The organism is Finegoldia magna (assembly GCF_003182075.1).
Classification (GTDB): Bacteria; Bacillota; Clostridia; order Tissierellales; family Peptoniphilaceae; genus Finegoldia; species Finegoldia magna.
Genome location: NZ_QGTH01000015.1, coordinates 1 through 21,114, shown reverse-complemented (window position 1 = coordinate 21,114; position 21,114 = coordinate 1). Strand labels below are relative to the sequence as shown.

Genomic DNA, 21,114 nt, shown 5'->3' with positions numbered 1-21,114 from the left:
AATACGACAAGCAGTTGCCGTATTTAAATCGTTATCGTGATTTTTGTTCCAACATCTAATTTAGATTCAAGAGTAATTGATCCATTGTGGATATCAACTATGTGTTTGATGATTGATAATCCAAGACCTGTAGATTCTTGTGAAGAACGTGATTTATCAACAACAAAGAATCTCTCAAATACTCTAGTTTGGTATTTTTCAGCTATACCAATTCCAGTATCCTCGCAAATTATTTTAGTTTTATCATTTTCTTTGAATATTGAAATCTTAATTTTACCTGAAATCTTGTTGTATTTAATTGCATTTGTAACTAAGTTTTCAATCATTTCTTTAATTAAATTTTCGTTACCGTATATCATGCAATTTTCCTGTAAATCCGTAACAAGTTCAATTTTTTTATTATCCAATTTGTTTTGGTTCGAAGTGACTATTTCATCTATTATTTTTTCAGGATTAAATAAACTTTTTTCAATGTTATCTTCTGATTCATCTAATTTGGAAAGTTTAATAATATTATCGATTAATTCTAATAATCTCAATCCTTCTTGGTGTATTATTGTAGCAAACTTACTTACATTTTCTGGACTAACCATGTTGTTTTCTATCATTTCTGCATAACCATTAATTGAAGTAAGAGGAGATTTTAATTCGTGACTAACATTCGCTGAAAATTCTCTTCTTCTTTTTTCAGCCTTAATCTTGTCACTCTCATCTACTAAGAATAATAAAACTCCATTGATAGAATCTTCATCTAATACTGGTGCAATATACATTGATAATAGAATTCCTTGCATTTCAATATTTATATGATGCGCTGTTTTGGTTGATATTACATTTTTTATTGCAGAATGGATTTTTAAATCTCTGTTTAATGAAATAAAGGGTCTTCCTTCATACTTTGAATCATTTGCTCCAAATAAAAACTCAGCAGACTTATTAACTGACAAAACATTCATATTCTTATCAAGTAGGATAAGACCTTCTCTCATATTGTCTGTAATAGTTTTAATTGTAGTTGACCTTTCTTCTAATTCATCTACATATTTTTTTATTGTATCATTCTTGCGTCTAATAATATTGATAAAAGGTATAAGCTCATCGTAAACTGGTTGTTCTAATAATTTTGATTCTTTGTCATTAACGATGTTATCATCTAATTCATTGGCAATAGTTTCTATAGGATCTAAGATTTGTCTTATTTGTCTTCTATTAATATCGATTAATAATATTAATGATAATGCTAATATCAATAGGGTATAAGGCAATAAATCCAAAATAGTTTTCAAAAAACTAGAAGATTCGCAGCTAACTCTAAGAACATCAGAATTTTGTTGAAGTATAGCAACATAATACATACTTTTATCAAAACTATCAGACTTACGTGTTATTGAGCCGATTTTGGATTCTATTGCATCTTGTATTTCTTCTCTGTTTGAGTGATTATCCAAAGAGTCTACATTTGTATCAGTATCATATACTACACTTCCATTTTCATCAATAATTGTAAATCGATTTGAAGGATTAATCCTTTTAAACTTTTTTATATTTGTAATAGTCTTATCACGACTATTATCGCTGATAGAATCCACGTATTGTATTTGACGTAGGAGAGAAGTTTCTTCTTTGGATTTGTTATAATTATAAAATATAAATGTTTGTAAGCCTAGTCCAATTGCTAAAGCTATTATAATGACAAGAGAAATTCTAGTGTATATTTTTCTTTTCATCATTCACCAGCTTTGTATCCCAGATTTCTTATCGTTTTGATTATGCTGGAAGCGTTTTTAAGTTTTTGTCTTAAAGTGGCTATATGAACATCAACTGTACGTGATTCTCCTTCAAAATCGAATCCCCAAATTTTTGTCATGATATTTTCTCTAGTCAAAACTTTGCCGACATTTGATAGGAGATAGTACAGTAATTCAAATTCCTTGTAAGTTAATTCTACATTTTCTCCATCAACACTAACTGTTCTCTTATCATAATCTAATTCAATGTTCTTATAGATAATTTTAGATTTTGTTTTACTTAGTGAGGATCTTCTTAGTAGTGCTCTGACTCTTGCTAGTAGTTCCATAATACTAAAAGGTTTGATCATATAATCATCAGCGCCACTGTCAAGACCTACTATTTTATCGTATTCTGTAGTCTTAGCAGTAAGCATCATTACTGGGATGTTTTTTGTTTTTTCGTTATTTCTTATTTCTTTTAAAATTTCAAGCCCGCTTTTTCCCGGAAGCATAATATCTAGAATAATTAAATCAATGCTAGAAGAATACAATGTGGATTTGAATTCTCCATAGTCTCCAAATCCCATTGCATCGTAGCCTTCATTATTAAGTGCATAGATAATTAATTCTCTTATGCTTTTGTCATCTTCTACACAGCAAATCATTGTGCATTTTCCTCGTATCTTTCGCCAGTAACTGAGAATATTACCCAAGTTGCGATTCTTTCTGCATTATCGCCAATTCTTTCAATGTATTTTGCGACTTGAATTAAATCTATAATTTGTTCAGGATTTTCACAACCAGATTTAATCAATTCTATTGATTCTTCCATGAAGTGTGCAAAAAGATCATCAACCTCATCGTCTTTTTTGATTACAGAATTTGCCAATTCGACATCATCATCAGTAAAAGCGTTGATACTTTCTACAAGCATTTTTTGTGCACATTTACCCATGGATCTTATCATAGTCAAATCTTTTGGAAGTTTTGATTTACCAATCAACATAACAAGTTCTGAAATTTCTTGTGCATGGTTTCCGATTTTACTCATACAAGAAAGGATTCTAAGTGCTGATGAAATAAATCTCAAGTCTTTTGCGACAGGAGATTGTGTAGTAAGAAGTCTCAAACAAGTGTCTTCTACTTCTTTTGACATTTCATAAATAGTTTCTTGAGAATCATAAACTTTTTGTGCTATTTCCAAGTCTTGAGTTTCCAATGCGTAAGTGCTTTGTTCAATTTGTCTTTCGACATTTGCTCCGAGAAAAATTAAATTATGTTTTAATTCTTCTAATTGATGTGTAAAATATTTTCTCATAATACCACCTCTTTTTAACCGAATCTACCAGTAATATAATCTTCTGTTCTTTTATCCTCAGGTTTTGAGAACAGTATATCAGTATTATTAAATTCTATAACTTCACCTGTCAAGAAAAATGCTGTCTTATCAGAAATACGAGCAGCTTGTTGCATATTGTGTGTTACCATTATAATAGTATATTTTGATTTCAAATCTTGACACAAATCTTCGATTTTATTAGTTGAGATAGGGTCAAGAGCTGATGTAGGTTCATCCATTAATAATACTTCAGGTTCAACAGCCAAGGCTCTTGCGATACAAATTCTTTGTTGTTGTCCACCTGAAATAGAAAGTGCGTTCTTTTTCAAGTTATCTTTTACTTCATCCCAAATAGCCGCACCTTTTAAAGATTTTTCAACAATTTCATCTAACTTAGATTTATTTTTTTCTCCATGTAATCTTGGACCATAAGCTATATTATCGTAGATTGACATTGGAAATGGATTAGGTTTTTGAAAAACCATACCGACTCTTTTTCTCAACAAGTTTACATCGTAATTTTTATCGTATATGTCTTTGCCATCTAAAGTTATTAAGCCTTCGATTCGACAGCCATCAATAAGATCGTTCATTCTATTTAGACACTTAAGCATTGTAGATTTACCACAGCCAGAAGGTCCAATAAAAGCGGTGATCTCATTAGATTTCATTTCCATATTGATTTTCTTTAGAGCTTGAAAATCATCATAATATAAATCAACATCTTTTATACTTATCTTAGACATTATTTACTTCCTTTCGTCAATTTTTTTCCTATTAAATTGGAAACTATATTTATTATTAAAACTAAAATTACTAATACAACGCCAGTTGCATAAGATTCTTCTACATGGAATCCTTCAGAAGATAATACATACATGTGTAATGCTAAACTTCTTCCAGATTGCATCAAACTTGATGGCACACGAGGGTCTGTTCCTAATGTAAACATCAATGCAGCTGTTTCTCCTACAACTCTTCCTATTGAAAGAATAATTCCAGCCATGATTCCAGGCATTGCGACAGGAAGTAGTACCTTTCTTATAGTATACAACTTTCCGGCTCCCAATGCATAACTTCCAGCTCTTAATTCGTCATCGATTGATAACAATGCTTGTTCACTGGCTCTAATTATTAATGGTAGCACCATTATGAACATTGTAAGAACTCCAGATATTAAAGAATATCTAAACTTTAATCTCATTACGAATAACAACATACCAAATAAACCATAAACAATTGATGGAATACCAGATAATGTTTCTGTTGCAAGTCTGATAAGAGTAACTACTTTAGAATTCTTCTTAGAGTATTCAGACAAATAAATTGCTGTAAATATTCCGATAGGACTTGCAATTAATAATGTCAACAAAACTAACATAACAGTAGTTTTAATTGAAGGCATCATTGATACGTTCTTAGAAGTATAGTGGTTTGAGAACATACTAGGTTTTAAATGGGGAATACCATTAACTAACATGTAGATAATTAAATAAAACAATACCGCTAAAGTAATAAAAGCCATCAAATAAATAAAACCTTTAATGATTCTACTTTTAGTTTTATTTTTTCTTAAATTTCTCAAACTATTTGTCGATACATCAATAGAATTATTTTCCATTATTTACACCTCTCTTAATCAAATTAAATATTAGATTTATTAAAAGTATAAATACGAATAATACCATAGCGGTTGCAATCAAAGCATCTCTATGGGCACCAGACGCATAAGCCATATCCAATACGATGTTAGTTGTCATAGTACGCGTTCCTGAAAAAATACTTTTTGCTATTACAGGTTGATTTCCTGCAACTAAGTATACTGCCATTGTTTCTCCGATAGCACGTCCAATTCCAAGTATAACTGATGATAATATACCTGACTTTGCAGCAGGAACTACAACTCCCATTACAGCTAATTCGTGACTAGCTCCAAGTGCAACACTTCCTTCATAATAAGAATCTACAACAGTATTTATTGCACTTTCAGATAAAGTGATTATCGTCGGTAAAATCATAATTCCTAGAAGAATAGAAGCTGTAACTATGTTCATACCAGTTCCTCCAAAAGCTTTTCTAATCATTGGAACTATAACCACCAAAGCGAAGAAACCATAAACGATAGATGGGATACCAGCCATTAAATCAATACAAGGTCTCAAAAAATTATATAATTTTTTTGGGCAGAACTTTGCAAGATAAATCGCTGTAAAAATCCCAATTGGTACTCCTATAATTATGGAGCCAATAGTTACATAAATACTACCGATAATCATTGGAAGTATACCAAATTGAGCAGGGACATCGACTGGAGCCCAATCCTTACCAAATATAAAATTAGTTAATCCAACTTTTTTTATAAAAGGCATTGATTCACCAAAAATGAAAAAACATATTAAAACTATCGCAAAGATAGAAGTCAATGCTGATACTAAAAATACGTATTTCATTATTGATTCAGATAAATATTTCTTTTTCATATTAAATCCTTTCTTTATTTTTATCACCTTAATAATATCAAGGGCTTGTAAAATTAATGCGATAACAATGTTAATTAAATGTAAAGTTTTTTAAGGAATAAAGCAAAAATCTGTAGAAATAGGGAAGTATTACATTTTACAAATGTAAAATAAAATTTTTCAAAATAAAAAACAGACCTCATAAGAGATCTGCTTTTGAGAGGAATTATTTAGAAATTTCAGACCAAGATTTAACTTTGCCTGTGAAGATATCTTTTACTTGTTCTAGAGTTAAATCTGTTGCGTTAGTATTTTCTTTGTTAACTATAACTGCTATACCATCAATAGCGATAGGTTGAGCTTTTAATTGTTCTTTTTCTTTGTCTTTTAATTCTCTTGAAGCCATTCCGATATCGCATACACCTTCAATAGCTGAGTTCATACCAGCTGAAGATCCTGTTGATTGGATTTCGATTTCTACTTCTGGATACATTGCTTTGTAGCTTTCTGCTAATTTTTCCATTAATGGAGAAACTGAAGTTGAACCTGCAACTACGATTTTACCTTTTTGAGAATTTTTGTTGTAAGCTTTAGCTTCTTCAGGAAGTTGTTCATAACCTTCCTTTTTAACAATTTCTTGTCCTTCTTTAGATAAAATGAAATCTAAGAAATCTTTTGGAAGTGGTTTTAGTTCTCCTTTATAAGCAATATTAAAAGGTCTTGAGATTTTGTAATCACCTTTTTGAACATTTTCAGAAGTTGCTTCAACACCATTGATTTTTACTGCGTTAACTTTGTCATTTAAAGATCCTAATGAAATATATCCAATAGCGTCTTTGTCTTGACCTACAGTCATCATAACTGCGTTAGTACTGTTTTGTACAATTGCAGAAGAAACTGTTTTGTCTTGTTCTTTACCATCGGCACCTTTTTCTAAGATTTTAGTGATTTCTGTAAAAGCTCCTCTAGTACCTGAACCATTTTCTCTTGATACTACGTGGATTTCTCCTCCAGCACTTTCGTTTGATTTAGAATCTGTAGAAGTAGTTTCTGTTTTGGTTGAGTTGTCTGATGTTTTTCCATCATCTTGTTTTGCACATGCTACCATGAATACTCCAAATACTAGCATCATAGCAACTAACATAAATTTTTTGATTTTCAAATAAATCATCCTTTCATATTTAATTCACTAATAGAATACATGTAATGTTTAAAATTCATATAATATTATTGTAAATTGTATGTAAAGTTATTTGTTTACATTTTTTAAAAATAAAGTGTTATACTATTTCTAGGAGGATTGTATGAAAAAACTACTATTAATTACAACTGGAGGAACTATTGCTTCAGTTGCTACAGATAAAGGATTAGCGCCGGGTCTTCAAGCAAAAGATATATTAGAATATGTAAAATTTAGAAAATTTGATTTTGAATTAGATACTATCAGTTTATTCAGTATTGATTCAACAGACATAAGACCAGAGCATTGGCTACTTATCAAACAAACAATTAAAGAGAGTTATGATAAATACGATGGGTTTGTAATAACACATGGTACGGATACTTTGGCGTACACTGCATCTGCGTTGGGTTATTTAATTCAAAAAAGTCCGAAGCCAATCGTAATTACAGGTGCTCAAAAATCCATTTCAAATGATATTACAGATGCAAAGAATAATTTAATTGATGCATTGATATTTGCGAGTAAAGAAAAATCACACGGAGTTAATATAGTGTTCAATGGAAAAGTTATTTGCGGAAATAGAGCCAGAAAAGTTAGAACAAAAAGTTTTGATGCATTTGATTCAATTAATTATCCATTAATTGCTATAATTCACGATGGTAAAGTTTTAAGATATATTGATGATAAGTCAGAAAGTAATGTAGAATTTTACGATAAATTAGATGAAAGCGTGTATTTGTTGAAATTAATTCCATCAATGAGAGCAGATATTTTAGAAGATATTTTCGAAAAATACGACTGTATTATCGTGGAAAGTTATGGAGTGGGTGGAATGCCTGCAGGAATATCCGAAGAGTTTTTAAGATTAATGGAACAATACTCTACAAATAAAATAATCGTGATGACAACTCAAGTTCCACAAGAAGGTTCAGATATTGGAGTATATCAAGTAGGAATGAGAATCAGAGAAAATTTAGACGTATTGGAATCAAAAGATATGACATTAGAATCAGTAGTATGTAAAATGATGTATGTAATGGGAAAATACAACAGAGATATTCAAAAAATACAAGACGAATTTTACTCAATTATAAATCATGATATTTCAATAATAGAATAAGAATATTAGCGGTAAAATAATTATAAAAAAATATTTTACCGTTTTTATTTGCAAATTTTGAAAAGTATGAAATATGAATTATAATTTAGTTAGAGGAAAATTATGAAAAGAAATGTAGATTTTTATGTAAAAAAAAGAAATGAATTGATTGATTTGTTAGATGAGGAGAAAATAACAAAACAGGAATTTATTTCAAGAAACAACGTATTGATTAATAGTTTCAATCTAAGACCTTTCACTGATATTAAAACAGTAAATGAAGGAGTTTTTAACTATCAATATTATAATTTAAAGGCTAAGGAATACAATACAATAGCTAACAGATACAAAAACAAAAAACCTAAGAAATATCTTGCATCTTTAAACAAATGCAGAAACTATTACCTAGAAAAAGATAATACAATTTTAAAGATTTTGGAATTAATAGAATACAAGAATGTTGAAGCATATTACATAGACATTTTGTCTTACAGAATGAGGGATAATCTTTTTGAAATTGTACTCAAAGATTATGAAAAGATGATTTTTCACACAATAAATGAAAATATCAAACAACATTTGATATCAAATAATGTTTTTGAACCAATAAAGAAAAAATCCCTTATCGATTCTTATGTCAATAAGGGATATTAATTATTTCTTTATTTGATTTACTATTTCTTCTGTAGTCATATTTTTATTTAATTTGTAATTGCCATCCTTAAAAGCAGTAACATTATTTTGCTTTAAGTAATCTAAGAATTCTTGTTCATCGGTAATTATGTTTCCACTGATTAAAATCTTTGAAACATCTAAGTCTTTTGCCTCAGGTGGAATTGTGATTTCAATGTCTTTAACTTCTTCAGTAACTTGTTGGATTTTTAAATCCTTTGAGTAAGTTTGAGAACTTGTATAGTTTTTTGAAAACATTGAATTAATTGTTTTGTAAACATAAAATGTTGTAGCTACTAGAATGAGCAATAATAATAAAAGCTTTGCAAATTTATAAATAAAGTCTACTATTGTATCAATAAAATTTTTCATTTTTCACCTTCCTTATTAAATTATAATGATTTATTAACAATTTTTCAAATAGGAGCAATAATGAGACATATAAATATAGATAATTCAAATAGCAACCAAAGAGTAGATAGGTTTATTATGAAATTGATGCCAAAAATGAGCAAAAATCATATCCAAAAACTTATCAGAACTAAAAAAGTAAAAGTTAATAAAAAAAGGACAGAACCTGATTATAATCTGAAAATTGACGATGTGGTAAATATTTATTTGTACGATGAAGTTATTGAAAAATATCAAGATAATAAGGTATACTCCGCTGAGGATTTTAACTTGGATATAATCTATGAAGATGATGATTTAATATTGATTAATAAAAAAACAGGAGTATTATCACACGCAGCTAATTCTCGAGATTATGGGAAAAATATAGTGGATATGATGGTAAGCTATTTGATAAAAACAAATCAGTTTACTCCAACACAAAACTCTACATTTACACCAGCTTTAGTAAATAGATTGGATAGAAATACTTCTGGCATTGTTGTAGGTGCAAAAACTTATGATAGCTTGAAATATTTTAATGATTTATTCAAAAAACACGAAATTACTAAGATTTACGAAACTATTGTGGTTGGTAATCTCAAAGACCAAACAATTGATTTGGCGCTAGAAAAAGATAACGATAAGAACAAATCTGTGGTCAATTCTAGTGGAAAGAAAAGCATGACAAAAGTATGGAATGTAAAAAATTTCGGGAAATATTCACTGGTCAATGTAGATTTATTGACTGGAAGGACACATCAAATCAGAGCTCATTTGTCACATATTAATAACCCTATAATTGGAGATATTAAATATGGAAACAGAGATGTTAATAAATATTTCAAAAATAAGTACGATTTAAATTTTCAATTATTACATTCGTATAAGCTAATATTTCCAGAAAAAATGGAAAAATACCAAAAATATGAATCTATGGTTTTTGAAAGCGAAAGAGATGATTTATTTGAGAAAATATTGAACGATTTGGAGAGTAAATATGATTAAGATAATTAACAACAACAAAATATACGACTATGAAGATAAGAAGATTTATGATTATGGACTTCAATGTGGTTTTGAAGATAGTATTGTTGCATTAAAGAACAATAAACTTGTCGATATTATGAGTAGTATAGATGATGGAGATACGATTGAGTTTGTAAATGAAAACAGCGTTTATTCACAAGACACATTGATGAAAACAGGAATTTTGCTGCTGTTATTGGCATTTAAAATAAAATTTCCAGAAGATCAATTGGTAGTTGAATATACAATTGGAAACTATATGTATCTTGAATTCGAAAATAACAACGAAATTCATTTTAGAGATTTGGAAGAAATTAGAGAATTGATGGATGATTTGATTAATCAAAATCTTAGAATTGAAAGAGTAAAAGTTTCCAGGAAAGAAGCTTTTGATATTTTTGAAAAGGAAGGATACATTCAAAAATCAAGACTACTAAAAAGTTTAGACAAGGATGAAGTGTATTTGTACAAATGTCACAATCATTACTTCGGTATAGAAGGATTTGTAGCTCCATTTACGAGATTTTTGAAAAACTACAAACTTATCAACTATTTTCCAGGAGTAGCATTAAGTGTCAGTAGAACTGGTGAATTTACCGACTTTAAAGAACAAAAAGCTCTCTCAAAAATATTTTCCAAATCAAAAAAATGGACTGAAATGTTGGATATTGGTTATGTGGGAAGTTTGAATGAAAAAATTCAGGACGGAAATATGGATTTTTTGGTTAGCGTAAATGAAGCTTATTTTGAAAATCAAATTTCATACATTTCCGACAAGATTATCTACAACAATGCAAGATTAGTTCAAATATCTGGACCTTCTTCATCAGGGAAGACCACAATGGCTGAAAGACTTTCTGTACAATTAGCGGTAAGAGGCAAAAATCCTATTCCTATCTCTATGGATAATTATTTTGTAAATAGAGTGGACACTCCTTTGGATGAAGACGGCAACAGGGATTACGAATCGATTAATGCACTTGATTTAAAAACATTTAACAGAGATTTAATGAGATTATTAGAAGGCGATTATGTTAATTTGCCAATTTATAATTTTATCACTGGCGAAAGAGAATATGGTGATACTTACACAAAATTGGACAAAAATGGAATCATAATTGTGGAAGGAATTCATGGACTTAATCCAAAACTTACAAGTCTAGTTCCCGACAAGGACAAATATAAAATTTATGTATCGGCATTGACACAACTAAGCATTGATTGTCACAACAGAATCTCAACGACAGATATGAGACTTATGAGAAGAATGGTAAGAGATTTTGTTCAAAGAGATAAAAGCATAGATGATACATTGTCTGAGTGGCCAAGAGTTCACGCTGCTGAATATATTAATGTTTTTCCATATCAAAATGAAGCAGACAGTATAATAGACTCATCATTAATTTATGAAATTAATATTTTGAAAAAATACGTCTTGAAATTAGTGGAAAATTACGATAAAAACGGTCCAAACTTTACAGAGATTGAAAGGTTAAAATCTATTTTGAATTATTTTATAGAAATCAAGAATGATTCAATAGTCCCTAAAAACTCAATTTTACAAGAATTCATAGGAGATTACAATGAATAAGAGAATTGTGTACACTAATTCAAATTCTTCAAAGCTTTTTGATGAAAATATATCTTATTTAAAAAATCAAATTAGAAATGGCAACACTGATTTTATTTTAATTTTGCCAAATAGAAAGCTAATTAAAAATATTAGAAATAAGTTTTTAAAAGAACAATCGGTGCTATGCGACGTGAAGATTTGGACTATAGATGATCTAGTAAATGCTTCAGACATTTCAACATATCTGACAGATTTGATTTTGAGACTAGCAATTAAAGAGCTTATCAATGAAGGGGTGTTTGAGGATAATAAATTTTTCAATTCTAATGGAATGATAAATTCATCCAAAAGATTTATATCTACATGTAAGTATTCAAATAAAAAAATAGATGAACTTGAAGAAATCTCTAGTCACAATGTTAGTTTAAATATTTTAAGTAAAGTGTATGAAAAATATCAGAGCATTATGAAACAGTATAATTTTCTGGATAAATTTGATGCCTATGACACAAAAAATCTTAATCTTCAAAAAAACAAGGATATTTACATTCATGGATTCAGTGAGTTTCGACCAATTGAATTGGAAGTAATAAATCAGTTGAAAAATTATGATGTTAATGTCTATATTTACGTGGATTATTATAATGAATACAAAAGTGAATTAGTGAATCAATTGCAAGATATTGGATTTGATGTTATTCAAAATGAGGATAAATCAAAATCAAATAAATTCATTGAAAAGAAGGTAGTTAAACTAACCAATGAAATTTTGGAAAAAGACAGGCTAATTAATGAAATATCAAAAGATTCATACACTTATGATTATAATAAAATGGCAATTCTTTTAGAAAAAGATTCCTCAAAAAGGGAAATATTGAATTCCTTAAAATTACACAATATTCCAGTATTTGGAGATGATTATATTTCATATCGTGACTACAAATTTTTCTTAGATATAATTAATCTACTTGATAATACGAAAACTTTAAAGCAATATATTCTTTCTACACTAGATAGTTGTTTTATAGAATTTGATTTGAAGGATAAAGTTACGTTCAGAAGTATATTGTCAGATTTTGAGTTTGATGATTGGGAAGATTTAGTTAAAATTTTAAAAGTAAATGTTAATTATGAAACTAATTTACAAATTTTAAAAGAGATTAAATCGTATTATTTATATTTTATAGAAACAAACATTAATGTTTTAGCTAATCTTATAGCAATAATTCAAAAAAAAGAAAGTTATGATAAAGGATTTAATTTATTTTCTGAAAAACTTTTGATAATACTTGAGGATTTGTATAAAAATTATGCTGAACTTGTTAAAAAATCGAAAAATATTAACTCTTATTTGATGGATTTGATAAAAAATTTGAAGGTTGATTCTACAGATTATTTAGTAGATGGAATTAGAATATATTCTCTTACGGATAATAGACTTTCAAACTACGATGTTTTATACGTAGTTAATATGAATGATGATGTGATTCCAGGAAAAATCAATTATGATTTCTTTAACAATGAAGATAATATAGAATTTCTACAAAAAAGAGGAATCGACATTTTGTCAGACGCAGAAAATAGAAAAAGAAATATTGACAGATTTATTGATGCTATAAATAGTGCGAATAAAAAAATTTATCTGTCTTATAATACTGAGAGCAACATAAAATCAAGGCTGATTTTGGAAAAGAACATAAAATCAAGTCAAAAGATAAAGAAAATTAAAATGAAAAATATCAAAAAAATTGACACAAAAAAACTTCACAGCGTGTCAGCTTATGAGAAATATTCTTTGAAACAACATTTAAATAGAATAGAAAACAGAATATCCTCAAAGGATATTTCAGATTTTGAAGTAGATGACAAAACGACACAATATATATTGAAGAAAGAATTATCTTCAACTCAGCTTGAAACATATTTTGAATGTCCAATGAAGTTTTATTTTAGATATTATTTGAAGCTTAAACCGCAAATAAAGTCTAGACAATTGGATATTGGAACTATTTTGCACAACACATTGGAAGAATTTTACGGAATAAATATTTCGCAAATAAGAGATGCTATAGATGGCAAATGTGAGTTAGATGTTTCAAGTTTGGATGAATTACTCAGAAATTCTTTTGAAAAGTTCGGATTAAACACTGATATTAAGGAAAATGAATTTGATTACGAAAAGTATTTGAAAAAACTAAAAGACTTTATTCGAACTGATATTTACAATATGAAAAACGAATCTGAAAAGTTTTACCCTTATAAATTAGAAGAAGATTTTATTGTTAGTTTAGATGAAAACACCAAATTTATTGGAAGAATTGACAGGGTTGATAGAACAGATTCAGGTAAAATTAGATTAATAGACTATAAATTATCGAAAAATAGTTTCAGGAAAGCTAAAGATTTGGACAAAAACAAAGGATTTCAATTTGCAATATATTCTTCGTACGGTGATGTTGTAAGTTGTAAATACAAAAGCATTAGAGATAATGAAGAATATGAATATCTTCAAAATGTTTCAAAGGATCAGTTGGATGAAATTATGATTCAGAAAGTAAAAGAATTCAGAGAAAATATTAGGAATAAGAACTTATTTGTAAAAGCAAGTGATGACAATTCTTGTAAATATTGTGATTTTAATAAAATTTGCAAATTAAAAAACACAGAAGGGAAAGCTAGCAATGATTAAATTCAGCGACAATCAAAAATTAGCTTATTCAACGATAAATCAAAATGTTTGTGTAAATGCAGGTGCAGGAACTGGTAAAACAGAAGTAGTTTCTGAAAGATTTAGATATATGTACGAAAAAGGTATCGACATTAAAAGTATCGTGTGCATTACTTTTACGAACAAAGCTGCTGATGAAATGAAGGATAGAATTATTCAAAAGCTAAACAATCCCAGACTAATTGACGACATAAATGTATCTACCATTTCATCTTTTTGTAAAAAAATTGTATCAGATAATTCGTACTATTTATCCATAGATCCTAGCTTTCAAATCATTGAAGATGATCAAGCAAATAAAATGATTAATGAAATTTTTGACGAAATATTAGAATATAGAATTGATTTTATCAAGAAGCTTGGCAATGTGTTAGATATTTCATATTCAGACACACTTAAAATTATCAGAGATTCTTTCAATAAATTAAGGACGAATAACATAGACTTTGAAGTTATTAAAAGAGAAACAATTCTTCAACTAACTAATCTTAGAAATGTTGACGATGAGGATATTATCGGAATAAAAAGTTATCTATTTGATCTAAGAGAAGAATCAGATAATATCAAAGGACTTACGAAAAATAGTAGGCTATATAAATTTTTGCATGATGATAAACAAATTTTGGAAATTCCAGAATATACTAGATTTTTGTTAGAAAGTTTTGACAATCTTGGAGAGAGCAAGAAAGAAAATGTTCAGGAACTAATTGATGAAGTGAACAAAAGAATTGATGCGATACTTTCAAATAAAGAAAAAGATTATATAGATTTGTACGAAGGTTTTTTCAATATTTTGATAGAAGTTAATAGAGAATATTCAATAAAAAAGAATGAAAAAAGTTTCTTAGATTTTAACGATATTGAAATAATGTGTAAAAAAGCTCTGGAAAATGGTGATATTCTAAAATCGTGTAAAGAAAAGTATAAATATTTTATGATAGATGAATATCAAGATACATCAAATCTACAAAGAGATATTTTTTATACACTGTGCAGCGAAAATGAGGCTTTGGATAGAAATAATCTTTTCGTAGTTGGTGATCCGAAACAAGCCATATATAGTTTTAGGGGTGCGAACATAAAAGTATTTGAAAAAACCAGAGAAGACATAAAAAAAAGTGGCGGAAAAGACATCACTTTTTATGAAAATCATAGAACTCATCCAAATATAATGGAGCCTATTAATTACATTTATTCTAATAAAATGAAGGATAGATACGATAGCTTAGTCGCAGTTAATGAAGTGGGAGAAGTAATCGGAAGAGATGAATTTAAACTCAACAATAAGGACGCAAAAACAAAAGATGATTCCGCAGATATCTTGGTTTCATACATCAATGAAGATAATTTTAAAGACACTGCTATCTTAGCTAGAACTAAGAATGATTTCTCGGAATACGAAAAAAGTTTAGCAAATAGAAAAATTCCTTATTATATTTTTGACAAACAAGGACTTGAAGAATGCAGAGAAGTATTAAATCTGATTCAGTTCATAAAATACGCACGATACGGTGATGACATAAGTAAAGTAGGAATATTATCTAATGTATATGATGTGGATTACAATGAAATATTGAATCAAACAGATAACTATCAGTCTACTATGAAAAAAATTGATGAACAAGTTGTAGATTTTACGGAAAATCTTACAAAATATACGATTTACGATTCAATGTCTAATTATATTGAACAGATTGACTACTTAGGATTATTTAATGATCTTCAAGCAAAGGCAAATATAATTAAATTTTTAGAAATTGCAAAGCAATTTGATGCAAACAACTATAGTATAGAAGATTTTGTAGATTATTTTGAAAATAATACTAACTTATATCAAATGTCTTTTGAAGATGAACACAGTGATTTGGTAAAACTTATGACTATTCATAAATCAAAGGGGTTAGGTTTTAGTAAGGTTATAGTGGATAATTTGTCAAAGCCATCAATTAACAAAGACAAATTTTTATTATTTATAGACAACGAAAACATTCAGATGCAATTCGTGCTAGATTTTCCTTTTTCAAAATTCAGAATGACAAAAGTTAAGAAATTAATTGAAGAAGAAGAAGATTACGAAGTAGACAACGTGTACTATACGGTATTCACACGTGCAAAAAAAGAATTATCTTTTTCGAATTCAAAAAAATCGGGACATTTCAAACAAATAAGTCCATACATTGAGGACTTGCAAGAAAGAGGAAATATTAAATTTTTAAAATTAAATGAGAAACCTTTTTTACTAAGAAAAATACAAACAAAATTTGATATACCAGAACCAAAGAAAGTAAAAGTCGAAAAACTTATTCCAATTGGTATTACAAGTATTTTAAATTCCAATGAAGAAATTTTTGATAGTAATCTTCAAAAATCTTCAATAAATTATATATTACTTGGTAATTTGGTTCATATGTATGCGAAATTATCTGACGGAAGTAATTCTCCATGTATTAAAGAAGTAGATTTCTTAAATGAAGATGAGAAGAAAATTTTCAATGCCGCAACTAAAAACTTTAACCAATTTATAACAGATTTTTCAAATTATAAAAATGAAATGGATTTTAATTTATTGTACGAGAATCTAATGATATCTGGATTTATGGATAGAGTGGAATTTTGTGATGAAGAAATAAAAGTTTATGATTATAAAATTAGTTCACAATCACAAGAATACTTGTACGAAAAATACCACATGCAATTGAAGTTTTATTCTTATGTTTTGAACAAAAAATACAACAAAAATATTAAAATGATTCTTGTAAATTTAAGAAAAGGATACATTATTGAAAAAAATTACTACCAAAATTGCGAACAAGAGGTTGAGGTTTTTCTTAACAATTATGTAGATCAATTGAATTAGCTAAATTATGAGTTATAATAATACATGAGGTGTGATATGAGTATTAAAGTTCTTTTAGTAGAAGATGAAGATAATATAAGACAATTTACAAAAATAAATTTAGCAAGAGAAGGATTTGAAATATTAGAAGCTGAGTCTGGAGAAAAAGGCGTAGAGTTAGCAGAATTAAACAAGCCAGATGTAGCTGTTTTAGATATAATGCTTCCTGGAATTGACGGATTTGAAGTTTGTAAAATTTTAAGAAATAAATTTCCGGATATTGTTATTATAATGTTGACTGCAAAAACTCAAGATAACGATAAAATTGAAGGACTTGAAAGAGGAGCAGACGATTATTTGACAAAACCATTTAATCCGCGTGAATTGATACTTAGAATAAAATCTGTTTTGAGAAGAAGTCCGCAAAAACAAAACAATAGTCAAATTATTGAAGATGAAACATTCAAACTTGATATGTATTCAAGAACTTTTTATAAGAATGGAAAAGAAATTACATTGACGCCAACAGAACTTAACATAATAAAACTTTTGATGCAAAATCCTGGGAAAGCAATAACTAGAGATGAATTAATGGATAAAGCATGGGGTGAAGATTTCATAGGTGATGCTAAAATTGTTGATGTAAATATGAGAAGGTTGAGAAGTAAAATTGAAGAAGATTCAACTCATCCAAAATATATCGTAACAGTTTGGGGAGTTGGTTACAGATGGGAAAATAAAAAATAATGAGTATTAAAAACAAAATAATGTATTCCTTTGTATTTTTAACAAGTATTACTGCGATAATACTTGTTATATTTTCTATTTATGCTACTAAGTTTTATTATTATTCTACAATGGAAGGTGTTTTGAATAACGAAATAAGGTACTCTACTAATTTATATAGTTCTTATATGGCAGACTATGAATTAGATGAAGTAATTGCCGAAGACAAAAACCAATTTTATAGACAAACTGACTGCCAAGTGCAAATTTTGGATAATAATCAAGTTGTCGTGTTTGACTCAATAGCAAGCCCTAATTTGGGTGAAAAAATAGAAACATCTGATGTAGTTAGCGCGATGAATGGTCAAAGTGGGAGATACACTGGAAAAGTTAGTTATTCTGATTCAAATATTATTTCTGTTTCAGTACCACTTGAATCCAGGGGAAAACAAGTCGGAGTTTTAAGATACATTTCAAGTTTAAAAGAAGTAGACAGGGCAATAAGAGTGAAGTCAGTATCGTTCGCTTTGTTCGGATTTTTGGTAATATTATTCAGTATTTTATTGAGTAAAATTTTAACTAAAAGCATTATCAAACCAATAAATAGTCTTGCAAAAACTGCTGAAAGAATGGCTAAAGGTGATTTGGAAGTAAGAGCAAAAGAAAATGATACAGATGAAATCGGAAGACTTGGAATGACTTTGAATTTATTGACGGACAATATTAACAAGAAAGAACAATTGAAAAACGAATTTATTTCAAGTGTGTCACATGAATTGAGAACACCGTTAACTTCTATAAAAGGATGGGCACAAACTTTAAAATATGATCCTTCAGATTTAGAAACAACAACTATGGGAATAGATATAATCGATAGCGAATGCGACAGACTTACAAATATGGTTGAGGAGTTACTTGATTTTTCAAGATTTACTTCCGGAAGAATTTCAATAGTTAAGAGAAAACAAAACTTAATTGAATTAGCAGAACATATCAAAAACCAATTGCTTCCTAAAGTTCGTTCTAAAGGAATTGATTTGATATTAAATTATGAAAGTCCAGAACTCATCGCTACATTTGACGAAGATAGAATTAAGCAAGTTTTCATTAATATTTTAGATAATGCTATAAAATTTACTCCAGAAAAAGGAACGATAATTATTAATATTGAAAAAACGGAAAAATTTGCAGAAGTATCTATAATAGATACAGGGATAGGAATTTCATTTGAAGAAATAGAACTTGTAACTGGAAAATTTTACAAAGGCTCTAATTCGAATTCTCATGTAGGTTTGGGGCTTTCTATTTGTGAAGAAATAGTAAAACTTCACAGGGGAGAATTGATGATTAAATCTAAATTAGATGAAGGAACTACAGTTTCGTTTACATTGCCATTAGGAGATGATGAAAATGAAAAAAACAACTAGTATTTTGGTAGGTACGATAGTTTTAATTTTGTTGATTGTTTTCATAATGTTCAGAAATAAAGAACAATCTGCAGTTGAAAATATCAAAGTTCCTGAAAATAATTTATTGGTTGCAGCAGGTGTGTGGCAAATTGATAAGAAAGAAAGCTTTTCTGATTCTAAATCCAAAGTTTCAGATGAAATAGGTAAACTTTACGTCGATGAATCTATAGTTGTTTTTGGAAAAAGATTTACTATAAACCCTAAATTTTCGTCTAAATTTGTCAGTTTACAAAATTATCTAAGTAAAAAAACAAGCGATGAAAATATAAGTAAGAAATTTTCTAAAGATAAGAAAATGGTCATTACAATTTCTGATGGCAGCAAGTTTTATCAAGATGTTGTTGTAATGGATAAAAACAATATAATTTTACCATACAACGGAGTGCTTTATTACATGAAAAAAACTGAAAATCAAGTCAGCAGAACTTTTATTGAGAATTACCAGTCAACCTATGAAAGTAAATATTATGAAAATAAAGGAAACAATTTAAAAGACAAAGAAAATATTGCTCTTTTAATTGGAATTAAAAATAAAGTTGTAAGAAATGATGAAAGTGATATATCTTATAGGACTATTTTATTGGATATCGACAAGAAAAATCGCGCACAGATTTATCAAACATCTGCATTGTTTTTACCTAGAAAAAATGGGTTCTGGACTATGGAATACAAAAAGAATGAATTTGATAATAACTATGTAGAGCAATTTTTAGCCAAGCCAGTTTATTCAGGAGATAATTCTAAAGAAAATAAAAAATTGGAATTTGACACATCTGCAGAAATAACATATCTAGGTCCAGAATATATTTCAATCATGAGAAATAAGGATCAATTTGAATATTATTCTATATATGATATCGATAAAATGAGCAATAATAATGAACTTAATATTGATCAAATCGGAGGAAAAGAAGCTGTAAATGTATTGAAAAATTCTATTGCAGAAGAATACACAGAGTCTAATTCTGAAGTTTCTTCAAATGATAAAAATGAAGATTATAAAAATATTGGAATTGTAAGAAATTCTGGTAAATGGAATTATCAAACACAATATACATTCAAAGAAAATAATGAGATTAAGTTGAAAAATGTAATCCTCAACATCGTTTCACATTTGAATTTATCACCAGATGAATTATCTATGAATTGGCAATCTATAAAAAATTTAAAAAGCAGTGCGATAGATGCTTATTCTTCTCCTGATAAAAGAATACTAATAGTTCAAACGACAGACGAAATATTAATTTATGATTATTCTAACGATAATAAATTAATAGGTAGTATACCAATTACGAAAGATGATTCTATTATAATGAGTGAATGGGCAATAGGAAATTATGCAGAAATGTGGAAAAAAGAATTTCAAAACAACGATAAAATTCCATCATCATTTATTACTAACCTAAGACAATAAAAATTAATAGAAAAAAAGAAGTAGATAATCTATAAATTGACCTGAACCCCAAAATCCGGAATACGGATGGAGGGGTTTTTGTATGCCAAAATATACAAAAGAATTTAAAATAAAATTAGTACTAGAATACTTATCAGGTGAATCAGGTGGAATCAAATCAATAGCTAAAATATATAGCATTCCTAAAAGCACGTTAGAGCTATGGATAAACCAATATAAATCTAAAGGCTTTGATAACTTATCAAAAAAGTTAAAAAACAATAATTACACTAGTGAATTTAAGCTATCTGTAATACAATATAGGCAGATCAATAATACTTCGCTTAGAGAGACTGCAGATCATTTCAATCTTGTAAATGGATCTATGGTGTACAGATGGGAGAAAGCTTATCAAGAACGAGGTCTATCTGGGCTAGAAGATAACAGAGGAAGGCCTAAAAAAGAAATGACCAAATCAAATAAAAAAT

18 protein-coding genes are annotated in these 21,114 nt (G+C 28.4%); 10 read left to right on the top strand and 8 right to left on the bottom strand.

Features of this window, described 5'->3' with window-relative positions; translation table 11 throughout:
• Positions 1-23: 23 nt before the first annotated feature.
• The 7 genes from DES33_RS06710 to DES33_RS06680 all read right to left on the bottom strand — a co-directional run bounded on the left by DES33_RS06710 (position 24) and on the right by DES33_RS06680 (position 6,690).
• Positions 24-1,727 (bottom strand): sensor histidine kinase, encoded by a 1,704-nt coding sequence (locus DES33_RS06710; protein WP_110058483.1) that lies wholly within the window; start codon positions 1,725-1,727, stop codon positions 24-26.
• Entirely contained in the window at positions 1,727-2,395 is a 669-nt protein-coding gene (locus DES33_RS06705; protein ID WP_002838158.1) for a response regulator transcription factor, read from the bottom strand. The genes DES33_RS06710 and DES33_RS06705 overlap by 1 nt, the downstream gene beginning before the upstream one ends.
• Positions 2,392-3,048 (bottom strand): phosphate signaling complex protein PhoU, encoded by a 657-nt coding sequence (gene phoU, locus DES33_RS06700; protein ID WP_110058482.1) that lies wholly within the window; start codon positions 3,046-3,048, stop codon positions 2,392-2,394. The genes DES33_RS06705 and phoU overlap by 4 nt, the downstream gene beginning before the upstream one ends.
• A gap of 14 nt (positions 3,049-3,062) precedes the next feature.
• On the bottom strand, positions 3,063-3,815 hold the full coding sequence (pstB, locus tag DES33_RS06695; RefSeq protein WP_094207006.1) for a phosphate ABC transporter ATP-binding protein PstB: 753 nt from the start codon (positions 3,813-3,815) through the stop codon (positions 3,063-3,065).
• Entirely contained in the window at positions 3,815-4,690 is an 876-nt protein-coding gene (gene pstA, locus DES33_RS06690; protein WP_094207007.1) for a phosphate ABC transporter permease PstA, read from the bottom strand. Before pstA ends, pstB begins: the two co-directional genes overlap by 1 nt.
• Positions 4,680-5,549 (bottom strand): phosphate ABC transporter permease subunit PstC, encoded by an 870-nt coding sequence (pstC, locus tag DES33_RS06685; protein WP_110058481.1) that lies wholly within the window; start codon positions 5,547-5,549, stop codon positions 4,680-4,682. The genes pstA and pstC overlap by 11 nt, the downstream gene beginning before the upstream one ends.
• 205 nt (positions 5,550-5,754) lie before the next feature.
• Complete coding sequence (locus DES33_RS06680; protein ID WP_110058480.1) at positions 5,755-6,690, bottom strand: substrate-binding domain-containing protein; 936 nt, start codon at positions 6,688-6,690, stop codon at positions 5,755-5,757.
• A gap of 142 nt (positions 6,691-6,832) precedes the next feature.
• Between DES33_RS06680 and DES33_RS06675 the strand changes: the two genes are divergently transcribed.
• Entirely contained in the window at positions 6,833-7,831 is a 999-nt protein-coding gene (locus DES33_RS06675; RefSeq protein WP_094208475.1) for an asparaginase, read from the top strand.
• Between the two features lie 102 nt (positions 7,832-7,933).
• Entirely contained in the window at positions 7,934-8,464 is a 531-nt protein-coding gene (locus tag DES33_RS06670) for a DUF6648 family protein (RefSeq protein ID WP_094205529.1), read from the top strand.
• On the opposite strand, the gene DES33_RS06665 is transcribed toward DES33_RS06670, so the two are convergent.
• A complete protein-coding gene (locus DES33_RS06665; protein WP_094208477.1) occupies positions 8,465-8,854 on the bottom strand; it encodes an MltG/YceG/YrrL family protein in 390 nt (129 codons plus the stop codon). It abuts the gene before it with no gap.
• 60 nt (positions 8,855-8,914) lie between these two features.
• On the opposite strand from DES33_RS06665, the gene DES33_RS06660 reads away from it, so the two are divergent.
• The 8 genes from DES33_RS06660 to DES33_RS06625 form a co-directional block, all read left to right on the top strand.
• Entirely contained in the window at positions 8,915-9,880 is a 966-nt protein-coding gene (locus DES33_RS06660; protein WP_110058479.1) for an RluA family pseudouridine synthase, read from the top strand.
• A complete protein-coding gene (locus tag DES33_RS06655; protein WP_110058478.1) occupies positions 9,873-11,492 on the top strand; it encodes a nucleoside kinase in 1,620 nt (539 codons plus the stop codon). Before DES33_RS06660 ends, DES33_RS06655 begins: the two co-directional genes overlap by 8 nt.
• Positions 11,485-14,163: a PD-(D/E)XK nuclease family protein gene (locus DES33_RS06650; RefSeq protein WP_110058477.1), complete on the top strand. Its 2,679-nt coding sequence runs from the start codon at positions 11,485-11,487 to the stop codon at positions 14,161-14,163. Before DES33_RS06655 ends, DES33_RS06650 begins: the two co-directional genes overlap by 8 nt.
• Positions 14,156-17,059 carry a UvrD-helicase domain-containing protein gene (locus DES33_RS06645; RefSeq protein ID WP_110058476.1) on the top strand — a complete coding sequence of 968 codons (2,904 nt, stop codon included), beginning with the start codon at positions 14,156-14,158 and terminating at the stop codon, positions 17,057-17,059. The genes DES33_RS06650 and DES33_RS06645 overlap by 8 nt, the downstream gene beginning before the upstream one ends.
• Positions 17,060-17,095: 36 nt before the next feature.
• Positions 17,096-17,785 carry a response regulator transcription factor gene (locus tag DES33_RS06640; protein WP_094207016.1) on the top strand — a complete coding sequence of 230 codons (690 nt, stop codon included), beginning with the start codon at positions 17,096-17,098 and terminating at the stop codon, positions 17,783-17,785.
• On the top strand, positions 17,785-19,191 hold the full coding sequence (locus DES33_RS06635) for a sensor histidine kinase (RefSeq protein WP_110058475.1): 1,407 nt from the start codon (positions 17,785-17,787) through the stop codon (positions 19,189-19,191). The genes DES33_RS06640 and DES33_RS06635 overlap by 1 nt, the downstream gene beginning before the upstream one ends.
• Entirely contained in the window at positions 19,175-20,647 is a 1,473-nt protein-coding gene (locus DES33_RS06630) for a hypothetical protein (protein ID WP_110058474.1), read from the top strand. Before DES33_RS06635 ends, DES33_RS06630 begins: the two co-directional genes overlap by 17 nt.
• Before the next feature lie 82 nt (positions 20,648-20,729).
• Positions 20,730-21,114, top strand: a 385-nt coding sequence (locus DES33_RS06625; RefSeq protein WP_110058473.1) for a helix-turn-helix domain-containing protein, incomplete at its 3' end; no start/stop codon positions are given.